At 66.7% G+C, this 13,022-nt stretch carries 13 protein-coding genes; 8 read left to right on the plus strand and 5 right to left on the minus strand.

Annotation, left to right across the window (positions count from 1 at the left end):
• Nucleotides 1-113: 113 nt before the first annotated feature.
• Complete coding sequence (locus ACH49X_RS27170; protein WP_356963628.1) at nt 114-956, minus strand: helix-turn-helix transcriptional regulator; 843 nt, start codon at nt 954-956, stop codon at nt 114-116.
• Nucleotides 953-1,453, minus strand: coding sequence for a DUF6879 family protein (locus ACH49X_RS27175; RefSeq protein WP_357110235.1), 501 nt, complete (start codon nt 1,451-1,453; stop codon nt 953-955). The genes ACH49X_RS27170 and ACH49X_RS27175 overlap by 4 nt, the downstream gene beginning before the upstream one ends.
• A gap of 716 nt (nt 1,454-2,169) precedes the next feature.
• On the opposite strand from ACH49X_RS27175, the gene ACH49X_RS27180 reads away from it, so the two are divergent.
• Nucleotides 2,170-2,601: a hypothetical protein gene (locus ACH49X_RS27180; protein WP_357206619.1), complete on the plus strand. Its 432-nt coding sequence runs from the start codon at nt 2,170-2,172 to the stop codon at nt 2,599-2,601.
• Nucleotides 2,602-2,614: 13 nt separating this feature from the next.
• Nucleotides 2,615-2,821: a hypothetical protein gene (locus ACH49X_RS27185; protein ID WP_357206621.1), complete on the plus strand. Its 207-nt coding sequence runs from the start codon at nt 2,615-2,617 to the stop codon at nt 2,819-2,821.
• 198 nt (nt 2,822-3,019) lie between these two features.
• On the opposite strand, the gene ACH49X_RS27190 is transcribed toward ACH49X_RS27185, so the two are convergent.
• Together ACH49X_RS27190 and ACH49X_RS27195 are read right to left on the minus strand one after the other, a co-directional pair.
• Nucleotides 3,020-4,558, minus strand: coding sequence for an acyl-CoA synthetase (locus tag ACH49X_RS27190; protein ID WP_357110244.1), 1,539 nt, complete (start codon nt 4,556-4,558; stop codon nt 3,020-3,022).
• 82 nt (nt 4,559-4,640) lie between these two features.
• On the minus strand, nt 4,641-5,678 hold the full coding sequence (locus ACH49X_RS27195; protein WP_357206623.1) for an LLM class F420-dependent oxidoreductase: 1,038 nt from the start codon (nt 5,676-5,678) through the stop codon (nt 4,641-4,643).
• A 115-nt stretch (nt 5,679-5,793) separates the two neighbouring features.
• Here ACH49X_RS27195 and ACH49X_RS27200 point away from each other — a divergent pair, with 115 nt between their 5' ends.
• Genes ACH49X_RS27200 through ACH49X_RS27220 form a run of 5 tightly spaced genes read left to right on the plus strand, consistent with a single transcriptional unit; the run spans nt 5,794 to nt 10,304 of the window.
• The gene (locus ACH49X_RS27200) at nt 5,794-6,759 is read left to right on the plus strand and encodes an OB-fold domain-containing protein (protein ID WP_357206625.1); all 966 of its coding nucleotides are present in this window, start codon (nt 5,794-5,796) and stop codon (nt 6,757-6,759) included.
• A gap of 12 nt (nt 6,760-6,771) precedes the next feature.
• On the plus strand, nt 6,772-7,806 hold the full coding sequence (locus ACH49X_RS27205) for a thiolase domain-containing protein (protein WP_357206627.1): 1,035 nt from the start codon (nt 6,772-6,774) through the stop codon (nt 7,804-7,806).
• A complete protein-coding gene (locus ACH49X_RS27210) occupies nt 7,803-8,969 on the plus strand; it encodes a thiolase domain-containing protein (protein ID WP_195078109.1) in 1,167 nt (388 codons plus the stop codon). Before ACH49X_RS27205 ends, ACH49X_RS27210 begins: the two co-directional genes overlap by 4 nt.
• A gap of 5 nt (nt 8,970-8,974) precedes the next feature.
• A complete protein-coding gene (locus tag ACH49X_RS27215) occupies nt 8,975-9,859 on the plus strand; it encodes a TIGR03619 family F420-dependent LLM class oxidoreductase (protein ID WP_357206660.1) in 885 nt (294 codons plus the stop codon).
• 28 nt (nt 9,860-9,887) lie between these two features.
• Nucleotides 9,888-10,304, plus strand: coding sequence for a nuclear transport factor 2 family protein (locus ACH49X_RS27220; RefSeq protein ID WP_357206629.1), 417 nt, complete (start codon nt 9,888-9,890; stop codon nt 10,302-10,304).
• 54 nt (nt 10,305-10,358) lie between these two features.
• Here ACH49X_RS27220 and ACH49X_RS27225 read toward each other — a convergent pair whose 3' ends face one another.
• On the minus strand, nt 10,359-11,660 hold the full coding sequence (locus ACH49X_RS27225) for a cytochrome P450 (RefSeq protein ID WP_323124115.1): 1,302 nt from the start codon (nt 11,658-11,660) through the stop codon (nt 10,359-10,361).
• A gap of 101 nt (nt 11,661-11,761) precedes the next feature.
• Here ACH49X_RS27225 and ACH49X_RS27230 point away from each other — a divergent pair, with 101 nt between their 5' ends.
• The gene (locus ACH49X_RS27230) at nt 11,762-12,925 is read left to right on the plus strand and encodes a steroid 3-ketoacyl-CoA thiolase (protein ID WP_357110253.1); all 1,164 of its coding nucleotides are present in this window, start codon (nt 11,762-11,764) and stop codon (nt 12,923-12,925) included.
• Nucleotides 12,926-13,022: the final 97 nt, after the last annotated feature.

Consider the following 13,022-nt stretch of genomic DNA (forward strand, 5'->3'; position numbering starts at 1 on the left):
GCCCTGCTGTTCGGGCGCGAGTAGGCGCCGCCGTCCTCTTGCACCGTGCGCGAAGATCGACGTGGAGAAGGTTCCCGAACCGCTGACCAGCGAATCCCCCTGCACGGTCACGGTCACGGTCGGGGCGTACGGGCGTCCAGCGCCTTGCGGATCAGCTCCCGTGCTGCTTCGCCGGTCACGGACTGACCGGCCAGGACATCGAACGTCCGGTGATACACCGCTATCTCTCGCGGCTGAGTGATCGACAGCTCTGCTGTTATGTTTTCGACCAGGACACGGCTCGAATCGAACATCAGAAACGACGTGGTAGCCGTCTCGAACGGTGCCAGCATCGGCACGATACCGAGCGTCACACGTGGCATACCTTGGACAGCTAAGAGCCGGTCGAGCTGGCCGACCATCGTCTGAGCGTCGCCAACGGTGGTATACAACGCTTGTTCACCAAGGACGAAGTGGAACAAGTGATCCCGCTGATACAAGACTTGTTGCCGCTGCAACCGCTTGGATACACCCGCGTCCAGATCGTTCGGAATCTGCTGGAACTCGATCACCTTCCGCAGGATGCCCGCCGCGTAGTCGGCGGTCTGTAGAAGACCGGGAACCAAGACCGGTTCAAACGATCGGATGATCCGAGCTTCGGATTCCCACTTGATCGACGCTTGCTGTCTGCGCTTGGTTCCGGTACCGAGAATCTTCCGCCACTCGAGGTACGCGGTATCGATGCTCTGCCGCGCCGCGTGGAGGTCTGCTAGTTGGTCACCCGCGTTGCAGTGTCGGCAGTACACCGAGATGTCCTCTAGAGACGGGCGTATCCGGCCGTATTCGATCTTTGAGACCTTGCTTGGGTCCCATCCGCTACGGCGTGCCAACTCCGCACCGGACAACCCGGCGGCAACGCGAATACCTCGGAGTTGCGCCCCGAGATACTCGCGCTGCTGGTCAACTGAACCGGTCACTGTGTGACGTACTCCGGAAACGGAGTGGCAAGAGGCCAGAACCGGGCTCGGAGCCCGCGACAGTACGCGGCAATGTGCGGGTCGGTAGTTGCCGCACCGGACCAACCTCCGGACTCCCCGAACGCTGAGAAGACCACTGTTTCGTCATCAAGTAGCCAGTAGTCATCCGAAGGGACTTCCCCGGCATGATGCCGGGGAAGATATCGAATGTCTTCGCCTGCCCGTACATTGAGCGCTGCCACGGCAAGCGCGAACCGGGTGTAGTCGGTGTGCGGTTCGGTGACGATTCGTACCCGTGTGACCGCTACACCCCGGCTGGTCGTCTCCTGTATCAGCTCGGTCCACGGCTGGAACCATGCGTAGTCATCCGGCTCGTCTGCCAGGAATCGCCGGAACGGTTCATGCTCGTTCGGTTCGGCGTAAGTGTCGAGCACTTCGAGATGAAACGCTTCCCGCTTGCAGGTCCGGAGTAGGTCCGGGAACCCTTCATCGGGCACTAGCAGCACCGTAGAATGTCCTTTCTAGCTTCGGAACCTCTATAGCGGTTTCGTCGGCCGCGATGTCGAGCTGGGCGAGTAGTTCCGGTTCAGTGACCGGCCGACCGGTGAGCCGGAATGTTCCCCGGCCGGTGTCGGTCAACGTCGCACCGATGAACGTATCCGGTTCCAAGAACCCGAGTAGCAGGTGTGGCAACTCGACTGTATCGGCCTGGTCCGTTTTCCATGCTTGGACGACGTACCCGCCGGGATCATTCGCCAGCAAAGTAGGACACCCGTTGTTGGTGCTTCCGCCTTTGCCAAGGAAACGTAACGGCATCTGTGTACCTCCGAATCATGTCGTGCACGAGATTGCACGTACAGAACCGATGCTCGGGCGTTCGGCCCTGGTGAAGCGGAACGACTCGGTTCGGCGGACGACGAGACGGAGCCCGCGTGATGGGGTTGTTCATAGCCTTCGCTGTCCCGTTGGTCGCGTTCTTCGCGGTGGTGTTCTGGCCTCAGCGGATACCGAAACAGGGGCGGGACCGGATCGAACGCGAAGATACGTGTCAGCAAGGCGGTATCTAGATGACCGGCGAGGGTTTTCCGGAACGTGATCCCGGTACGAGATCGGGTCTGTTTCTTCTCTCCAGCTTTGACGAGTGGGAACCTCCAACGCCCGATCTTCTGGAGCGAGTTAGGTCCGGTCTGACATCGAAATCGGGGGATAACCGTTGAAAACCATTACTGGGCTGATCGCTGCGGCTGTGCTGATCGGCATGAGTCCAGCGGCTACCGGCGCGGCCCACGCCGCCCGCAGTTGCGATTTCGAGTTCACGCACTCGGTGCCGACAGTGCTACCGCCCCAGATCACGGGCGACGGTATTGCCGCGTGTGATTTCCCGCCGGACGAACACATAGTCGTCCTGGCGTTGCAGCACGAGGAAGGCGGTCGGTGGGAGGTTGTCTCTACCCGAACCGATTCGACCATCCCCCCACCGTTCCGGGGCGGTGGACACTCCTACGCGGCGTCGGCTGCGTGCTACGCCGGGAAGTGGCGTGTCAGCGTCGGTATACGCGGCAAGATTCAGGGGCACCAGTTCACCTACAACAATGCCTCCGGCGCGGTGGAGGTCCCGACCTCCAAGTGGCATCACCGGTTCTGACCAGAGGAGCGGTATGTCTACCACGGACCCCCCCGGCGCACTCGACAAGGAAACCTCGGTGCGGCTACGAGACCAGCTCCAACAGATCACAGAGGAAGCGGGCCGGTACCTCGGTCCCGAGCACCGGGCCATAGCCGCATTGACCCAAGCTGCACGGGAATTGGCCCTAGCCACCTTCCCCACGTCGGGGCGGTACGCCGAGTACACACCGGACGAGTGAGCCGGAGCGGAATCGAGACGACGTAAGCCCCCAGAGTCCGATCTCGCGGGGACACGAATGCGCCCTTCACGGGAATCGTGAAGGGCGCATGCGCTTTCGGCGTCGTCGCGTGGCCGGGTCACAGCCCCAGCGGCCCGGCTACGCGGCGCCTACCGTCTGCCGGACGCTGCCCGACAGCCGTCCGTCCGGGGGCGGGTCTCAGGAGGCGGGAATGTACCGCTCCCGCAGCTTGCGCTTGTAGAGCTTGCCGTTGGGATCGCGCGGCAGTTCGGGCAGATAGTCGATCGACTTGGGCATCTTGTACTTCGCCAACTGGGTGGCGGCGAAGGCGAGCAGTTCCTCGGTGAGCGTGTCGTCGCCGTCGGTTCCGTCGGCGGGCTGCACGACGGCCTTCACTTCCTGGCCCCAATCCGGATGCGGGATGCCGAAGACCGCGACGTCGGCGACCTTCGGGTGGGTGATCAGCACGTTCTCGACCTCCGCCGGGTAGATGTTCACACCGCCGGACAGGATGAGGTCCGAGCGCCGGTCGTGCAGGTAGAGGTAGCCGTCCTCGTCGAGGTGGCCGATGTCGCCGACGGTGAACAGGTCGCCGACGCGCGAGTCCTCGGTCTTGGCCTTGTCGTGGTGGTACTCGAAACTCGACGCGCCCATGCGCATGTAGACCAGGCCGGTTTCGCCGACCGGCACCTCGGAGCCGTCCTCCTCGCTGAGCACCTTGATCACCGACCACGGCCACGCCTTGCCGACCGAACCCGGCTTGCGCAGCCACTCCGTGCCGTTGATCACCGTGCCGCCGCCCTCGGTGGCCGCGTAGTACTCGGTGACCGTCGGACCCCACCACTCGAGCATCTGCCGCTTGGTCTCCTGCGGGCAGGGCGCGGCGCCGTGCACCATGCTGCGCAGCGAGGACACGTCGTACTTGGCGCGCACCTCCTCCGGCAGCGCGAGCAGCCGATGGAACTGGGTGGGCACCATGTGGCTGTGCGTCACCCGGTGCTTGTCGATCAGCCGCAGCATGTCCTCGGCGTCCCAGCGATCCATCAGAACCAGCTTGTGGCCCAGCTGGATCGAGATGGTGGCGAAGTTCAGCACCGCCGTGTGGTACAGCGGCGAGCCGCAGATGTGCACGTGGTCGTCGTAGGGCGCGAGCTCGAACAGGCCGAAGAACGCGGTGGTGTGCGGCGGAACGACATCGGGGTCCGCGCCGGTGAGCGGCCGCCGGACGCCCTTGGGCCGTCCGGTGGTCCCGGAGGTGTAGAGCATCGGCGCGCCGGTGCTGCGGTCGGAGGGACGGCCGGTGTCGGCCGCGCCGAGCCAGGCCACCGACTTGAAGCCCTCGATCTCGCCCACCGCGAAGCGCGCCGTCGCGGGCAGCCCCGCCTCGTCGGCGGCGGCCTTGGCGGCGGCGGCGAAACGATCGCTGGCGATGAACGCCTTGGCTTCGCTGTCGGACAGGATGTAGGCCACTTCCGGACCGGTGAGATGCCAGTTCACCGCGACGATGTACAACCCGGACTGGTAGGCCGCGAAATACGCCGCGATCGCCTCCACGCAGTTGTGCACCATGGTCACCAGCACGTCACCGGTGTTCAAGCCGAGCCCGCGCAGGCCGGTGGCGTAACGATTGGCCAGCGTGGCCAATTCGCGATACGTCACCTCCCGGCCCCAGGGATCGACCATCGCGATCCGATCGGGTTCGGCTTCGGCGATGTTCCACAGACCGAGAATTTGCACTGGCTCCTGCGCGGGGGGCTGGTGAGGAGGCGGAGCCGACGGGGCGGGTGAGGCAGTCACCCCATCGAATTTAGAACGTGTTCTACTGTTCGACAAGGGGTGCGAGCCGATGCAATTGCGCGACATCGGGAACCGACACCAGCATCATGGTGACGCCGGCGGCCTCCCAGACCCGCAGTTGTTTGCGGACATGTTCCTCGTCGCCGATGATCGCGGTGTCCAGAATCAGCTCGTCCGGCACCGCCGCGGCGGCCTCGGCCTTCTTGCCCGACTGGAACAGCTTGCCGATCTCGTCGACCTCGCGGTCGTACCCCATGCGCCGGTACACCTGGGCATGGAAATTGAGTTCCGGCGCGCCCATGCCGCCGATGTAGAGCGCCATGATCCAGCGCATCCGTTCCAGCTCGCTCGCCGGGTCGTCGGTGATGACCACCTGGCAACTCGCGGCGATCTCGAAGTCCGCCCTGCTGCGCCGCGCGCCCGCGCGCGCGAAGCCCTCGTCGAGCCACTCGTCGTACATCCCGGCGAGCCGCGGCGCGTAGTAGATGGCCAGCCAGCCGTCGGCGATCTCGGCGGTGAGCGCCACGTTCTTCGGCCCCTCCGCCCCCAGCCAGATCGGCAAATCCGCACGTAGCGGATGCACGATCGGCTTCAGCGGCTTGCCGAGCCCGATCGAGCCAGGCCCGGTGTACGGCAGCGGGTAGTGCGGGCCGTCGCTGGTGACCGGCGCCTGCCTGGCCAGCACTTGGCGCACGATCCCGACGTACTCGCGGGTGCGCTGCAACGGCTTGGCGAACGGCTGGCCGTACCACCCCTCCACCACCTGCGGACCCGAGACGCCCAGACCGAGAATGGCGCGGCCACCGCTGAGATGATCGAGGGTGAGCGCGTGCATGGCGGTCGCCGCGGGCGTACGCGCCGACATCTGCACCACCGACGTGCCCAGGCGCACCCGCCGCGTGGACGAACCCCACCAGGTGAGCGGACCGAAGGCATCCGAGCCCCACGACTCGGCGGCGAAGACGGCGTCGAACCCGGCTTCCTCGGCCGCCACCACCAGCTCCCCCGCGTTCGCGGGCGGCTGGGCCATCCAGTACCCGAGTTGCAATCCGAACTTCACGCCGGACCCCTTTCCGATCAACTGCTTGCCACCAGAGTTAGAACCTGTTCTACTCGATATCGTGACTCAGGGGAATACTGCATCCACGGCAATCGCTGGTGGTAGCGGCACGGCATTGAACACGGACGCCGTGCCCGAGGTACTCAGCGCGCCCCTGCGGGTGCGTTTCGATTACACCCGCTCCGTCGGCTCCACCATCGGAACCTTCCTGACCCGGTTGCGCGACCACAAGATCGTCGGCGCGCCCGGCTCGGACGGCCGGGTGATCGTGCCGCCGCCGGAATACGATCCGATCACCGCCGAACCGCTGACCGAATTCGTCGACGTCGCCGACACCGGCACCGTCGAATCGTGGACCTGGGTGCGCGAGCCGCTGCCCGGCCAGCCGTTCGACCGGCCGTTCGCGTGGGCCCTGATCCGGCTGGACGGCGCCGACACGACGCTGTTGCACGCCGTCGACGTCGCCGCGCCCGAGGACATCCACCAAGGCTTGCGGGTGACCGCCCGCTGGGCCGAGCAGACCGAGGGCAGCATTCGCGACATCCTCTGCTTCGAGCCGGGCGAGAAGTCCTCCGGACCCGTCGAGTCCGCCGCCGCCGACCCGGTCACCATGATCACCACGCCGGTCGACCTGTCCTACAAGCACACCGCCTCGCCGCAGGAGACCGTCTACCTGCGCGGACTCGCCGAAGGCAAGCTGATCGGCGCGCGCACCGACGCCGCGGGCAAGGTGTACTTCCCGCCGCGCGGCGCGAATCCCACCGACGGCAGGCCGACCGACGAGTTCATCGAACTGTCCGATCACGGCACCGTGACCACCTTCTGCATCGTCAACGTGCCGTTCATGGGCCAGCGGATCAAGCCGCCGTACGTCGCGGCCTACGTGCTGCTGGACGGTGCGGACATCCCGGTGCTGCATCTGGTGCTCGGATGCGACGCGAGCGAAGTGCGCATGGGCATGCGGGTGCAGGCGGTGTGGAAGCCGCGCGAGGAGTGGGGCTACGGCCTGGAGAACGTGGACCATTTCCGCCCCTCCGGCGAGCCGGACGCCGACTACGAGACCTATAAGCACCACCTCTGAGAGAGGCGCACGTTGACTGACAACGCCACCGACATCGCGGTCGTGGGTTTCGCCCACGCGCCGCACGTGCCGGAGACCTTCGGCACCACCAACGGTGTCGAGATGCTGGTGCCCTGCTTCCAGCAGCTCTACGACCGACTCGGCATCACCAAGTCCGACATCGACTTCTGGTGCTCCGGCTCGTCCGATTACCTCGCCGGACGCGCCTTCTCGTTCATCTCGGCGATCGACGCCATCGGCGCGGTGCCGCCGATCAACGAATCGCACGTCGAGATGGACGCCGCGTGGGCGCTGTACGAGGCGTGGGTGAAACTGCGCTCGGGGCAGGCGACGACGGCGCTGGTGTACGGCTTCGGCAAGTCCTCCGCCGGCACGCTGCGCCAAGTGCTCACCATGCAGCTGGACCCCTACCTGGTCGCGCCGCTGTGGCCGGACGCCTGGTCCATCGCGGGCCTGCAGGCGCGCGCCGGTCTGGACGCGGGCCGCTGGACCGAGCGGGACATGGCAGCCGTCGCGGCAGGTGACGGTGATGTCGACAGCCTGCTCGACCAGCCCTACGTCGCCGATCCGCTGCGCGCTCACGACATCGCGCCGATCACCGACGGCGCGGCCGCGATCGTGCTCGCCGTGGGTGACCGCGCCCGCGAACTGTGCGAACGTCCCGCCTGGATCACCGGCATGGCGCACCGGATCGACACTCCCGTGCTCGGTGCGCGCGACCTCACCGTCTCGCCCTCGACGGCGGCCGCCGCCAAGGCGGTCACCGGCGGCGACGTGAGCGATTTCGACATCGCCGAACTGCACGCGCCGTTCAGCCATCAGCAGCTGATCCTCGCCGAGGCGATCGGGCTGAAGAACGGCACGAAGGTGAACCCGTCCGGAGGCGCACTCGCGGCGCACCCGATGTTCGCCGCGGGCCTGGAACGCATCGGCTTCGCAGCCGAGGCCATCATCGCGGGCTCGGCGAATCGCGCGTTGGCGCACGCCACCAGCGGCCCAGCGTTGCAGCAGAACCTTGTGACCGTCTTGGAATCGGAGAACCGATGAGCTTGCCCGCCGCGGTGCTCGGCACCGGACAAACCCATCACGTGACGAAACGGACCGACGTGTCCATGTCGGGCATGTGCCGCGAGGCCATCGATCGTGCCCTGGCCGACGCCGGTCTCACCATCGCCGACATCGACGCGGTCGTGGTCGGTAAGGCGCCCGACGGCTTCGAGGGCGTCATGATGCCCGAACTGTTCATGGCGGACGCGCTCGGCGCCACCGGCAAGCCGCTGCTGCGGGTGCACACCGCCGGTTCGGTCGGCGGCTCCACCGGCATCGTCGCGACCAACTTGATCCAGGCGGGCGTGCACAAGCGCGTGCTCGCCGTGGCCTGGGAGAAGCAGTCGGAGTCGAACGCCATGTGGGCGCTGTCGATCCCCGTGCCGTTCACCATGCCGGTCGGCGCGGGCGCGGGCGGATACTTCGCCCCCCACGTGCGCTCCTACATCCGGCGCTCCAACGCCCCCGGTCACATCGGCGCCATGGTGGCGGTGAAGGATCGCCGCAACGGAGCCAAGAACCCGCTGGCGCACCTGAAGCAGCCCGACATCACGCTGGAATCGGTGCTCGCCTCGCAGATGCTGTGGGACCCGATCCGCTTCGACGAAACCTGCCCGTCCTCCGACGGCGCGTGCGCGATCGTGCTGGGCGACGCGGACGCGGCCGAAGCGGTCGAGGCCACCGGACGGAAGGTCGCTTGGGTACACGGCACCGCGATGCGCACCGAACCGACCACGTTCGCCGGACGCGACCAGGTCAATCCGCAGGCGGGCCGGGACGCGGCCGCGGCGCTGTGGCAGACGGCGGGCATCACCAACCCGCTGGAGGAGATCGACGTGGCCGAGATCTACGTCCCGTTCTCCTGGTTCGAACCGATGTGGCTGGAGAACCTCGGCTTCGTGCCGCAGGGGGACGGCTGGAAGCTCACCGACAAGGGCGAGACCGAGATCGGCGGCACCCTTCCGGTCAATCCGTCCGGCGGCGTGCTGTCGTCCAATCCGATCGGCGCCTCCGGACTCATCCGGTTCGCCGAGGCCGCCAAGCAGGTCATGGGACGGGCCGGGGACTATCAAGTCGAGGGCGCGCGCAAAGCGCTCGGCCACGCGTACGGCGGTGGTTCGCAGTACTTCTCGATGTGGGTGGTCGGATCGGAGCGACGGTGACCGCGCTGAAGTTCACCGTCGGCATAGCGCTGAGTCCGCTGGACCAGCTGACCGAACTGGCGAAGACCGCCGAAGAGTGCGGTTTCTCGTCGATCGCGCTGCCGGACTCACTGTTCTACATGAAGTCGGCGTCGGCGAAGTACCCCTACACCCCGGACGGCAGCAGGTTCTGGGGGCCGGACACCCCGTGGGTCGATCCGCTTATCGGCGCGACCGCCATGGCGGCCGGCACCAGCCGTATCCGCTTCTACACCAACGTGCTGAAGCTGGGCTCGCGCAACCCGCTGCTGCTGGCCCGGCAGGTCGGCTCGGTGGCCAACCTGTCGGGCAACCGCTTCGGTTTCGGCGTCGGAATCGGTTGGGCGCCGGAGGAATTCGAGTGGTGCGGCGTGCCGTTCGCACGCCGCGGCGCGCGGGTGGACGAGATGATCGAAGTGATCAAACTGGTGCTCGCCGGCGGCATGGTCGAGTACCACGGCGAGTTCTTCGACTTCGATCCGCTCCAGATGAGTCCGGCCCCGAGCGAGCCGGTGCCGTTCTACATCGGCGGACACACCGAGGCGGCGCTGCGCCGCGCCGCACGGGTGGGCGACGGCTGGACCTCGGCCATGATGACCTACGACGAACTGCGGAACACCATCGGCAAGCTCGCCGCGCTGCGTTCGGAGTACGGCCGCGCCGACGAGCCCTTCGAGATCCAGGCGGTGTGCGTCGATCGCTTCGGCCGGTCCGGCTATCAAGATCTCGCGGACGCGGGCGTCACCGACGCGATCGTGGTGCCCTGGCTGGCCGACGGCATCGGATTCGACGGCGAACTGGCCGCCAAGCAGGACTCGCTGCGCAAGTTCGCCCAGCAATACATCGCCGAACCCGTCCTCGCCGCGCGGTGAGGCCCGTCAACCGGTCGAGGGAGGCCGTATGACCACCACCGAACATCCGGCCCGCGCCGCGGGCCTCGCCTCGCAGGCCGCGGTGCGCGCCCGGGACAAGCAGGCCTGGGTCGCCCTGTTCGCCGAGGACGGCGTCGTGGAGGACCCCATCGGCCCGTCGGGCTTCGACCCGGAGGGCAAGGGTCACCGCGGCACCGAGGCCATCGCCGCGTTCTGGGACAAGGCGATCGCGAAGACCGATCTGATCGAATTCCTCTTCGGAGACTCGTTCGCCTGCGGCCGCGAGATCGCCTTCACCGGCACGATCCGCAGCACCATCGGCGGGCACCTGATCGACGCCGACGGCGTGTTCACCTACCGGGTGAACGAGGAGGGCAAGATCGCCGCACTGCGGGCATTCTGGGAGGTCGATCGCGCCATGAAGACCGCGCGGCCGATCGGCTGACTCGGTACCGGACGAAAAGGCCCTCGCACCGAAGTGCGAGGGCCTTTCTATGTCTCAGTGCGCCACCGGGCAGGTCTTGTAGTCGACCGGGAACTCCTTGATCCCGTTGAGCCAGCCCGAACGCAACCGCTTGGGGTCGGCGACCTTGGTGATGTCGGGCAGGTGGTCGGCGATGGCATTGAAGATCAGGTCGATCTCCAGCCGGGCCAGGTTCGCCCCGATGCAGAAGTGCGCGCCGGTGCCGCCGAAGGCCAGGTGCGGGTTGTCCTTGCGCATGATGTCGAACTTCTCCGGGTGGTCGAAGACCTCCTCGTCGAAGTTGGCCGAGCGGTACAGCATGACCACGCGCTGGCCCTTCTTGATCTGGACGCCGCCGAGTTCGGTGTCCTCCAGCGCGGTGCGCTGGAACGAGGTGACCGGGGTGGCCCACCGGATGATCTCGTCGGCGGCCGTGGCGGGGCGTTCCTTCTTGAACAGCTCCCACTGGTCCGGGTTCTCCAGGAACGCGATCATGCCGTGTGAGATGGCGTTGCGCGTGGTCTCGTTGCCCGCGACGGCGAGCATGATCACGAAGAAGCCGAACTCCTCCTCGGTGAGCTTGTCCCCGTCGACATCGGCCTCGATCAGCGTGGTGACGATGTCGTCGGCCGGGCACTGCTTGCGCGCGGCCGCCATCTGGTAGGCGTAGCCCAGGATCTCCGCCGACGCCGCGACCGGGTCGGCCGTGCTCTCCGGGTCGTCGTAGCCGGTCATGTCGTTGGACCAGGAGAAGACCTTCATCCGGTCTTCCTGCGGCACGCCGATCAGCTCGGCGATGGCCTGCAACGGCAGTTCGCAGGCGATCTGGGTCACGAAGTCGCCCGAGCCCGACTCGGCCGCCGCCTTCACGATCGATTCGGCGCGGGCCGACAGCTCCGCGCGCAGGCCGTTGATGGCACGCGGGGTGAAGCCGCGCGAGATGATCTTGCGCAGCTTGGTGTGCTCCGGCGCGTCCATGTTCAGCAGGACGATCCGCTGCAGCTCGATCTGCTCGCGGGCGATGTCGTCGTTGAACCGCGGGATGGCGGTGTTCTCGAAACTGGAGAACACGTCGCTGCGCCGCGAGACCTCTTTGACGTCGGCGTGCTTGCTGACCACCCAGAAGCCGTCGTCGTGGAAGCCGCTGACGTCAGGGGACTGCGGATTCCACCAGATCGGCGCGGTCCGGCGCAGTTCGGCGAACTCCTCGACCGGAACACGCTCGGCGTAGATGTCCGGGTCCGTGACGTCGAACCCGTCCGGGAGATTCGGCCGGGCATTCCGAGTGTCTACCACCAGATGTCTCCTTCGACAAACTGAAACACGTTCTATAATCATTGAAGCACAGGCGCGAGAACGAGGAAAGAAACCGGACAGATCTGCCTCTGGCAAGTGCTATGAACGCGTTTCAGTTTTCTGTCCCAAGGGAAAGGTTGGACATGGGCACACCGGTGATCGTCGAGGCCGCACGGACCCCGATCGGCAAGCGCGGCGGCTGGCTGTCGGGCCTGCACGCGGCCGAACTGCTCGGCGCGGCCCAGCGCGGGGTGCTCGAGCGCGCGCACCTGGACCCCGCGCAGGTCGAGCAGGTCATCGGCGGCTGCGTCACCCAGGCGGGCGAGCAGTCCAACAACGTCACCCGGGTGGCATGGCTGCACGCGGGCCTGCCGTGGCAGGTCGGCGCCACCACGATCGACACCCAGTGCGGTTCCGCGCAGCAGGCCAACCACCTCATCGCGGGCCTGATCGCGGCCGGCGCCATCGACATCGGCATGGCCTGCGGCGTGGAGGCGATGAGCCGGGTTCCCCTGGGCGCCAACGTCGGCGAGCACGCCGGGCCGCGCAGGCCCGCGTCGTGGAACATCGACCTGCCCAACCAGTTCGAGGCGGCGGAGCGAATCGCCAAGCGGCGCGGCATCACTCGCGCGGACGTGGACGCGTTCGGCGCGCGCTCGCAGCGGCTGGCCGGCCAGGCGTGGGCGGAAGGCCGGTTCGATCGCGAGGTGCTCACCGTCACCGCTCCCGCGGTCGACAAGGAAGGCAATCCCACCGGCGAAAAACTCGACGTGACACGGGATCAGGGCCTGCGCGAGACCACCGTCGAGGGCCTGGCGAAGCTGAAGCCGGTGCTGGAGGGCGGCGTGCACACCGCCGGGTCGTCCTCGCAGATCTCCGACGGCGCCGCCGCGGTGCTGCTGATGGACGAGAAGGCCGCGCAGCGTGCGGGTTTGCGACCGCGGGCACGGATCGTCACACAGGCGGTGGTCGGCGCGGAGCCGGAGTTCCACCTCGACGGCCCCGTGCAGGCGTGCACCAGGCTGCTGGAACGGTCCGGCATGAATATCGGCGACATCGACCTTTTCGAGATCAACGAAGCGTTCGCCTCGGTTGCACTTTCCTGGGCTTCTGTACACCAACCTGACATGGATCGGGTTAATGTCAACGGTGGCGCCATCGCCCTGGGGCATCCGGTCGGCTCGACCGGATCACGCCTCATCACAACGGCTTTGCACGAACTGGAGCGCTCCGACCGCAGCACCGCAATGGTTCTCATGTGCGCCGGTGGCGCACTCGCGACAGGAACGATCATCGAACGTTTGTGACTTCAACCATTTCATGCGCGTTGGTTGAACGTTCATCCCCCACGGGCGCAAACGTGTCGTACGCCACACAAACCCATGTACGGCCGAGTTCATGAGA

The organism is Nocardia sp. NPDC019323, assembly GCF_044389845.1.
Classification (GTDB): domain Bacteria; phylum Actinomycetota; class Actinomycetes; order Mycobacteriales; family Mycobacteriaceae; genus Nocardia; species Nocardia implantans.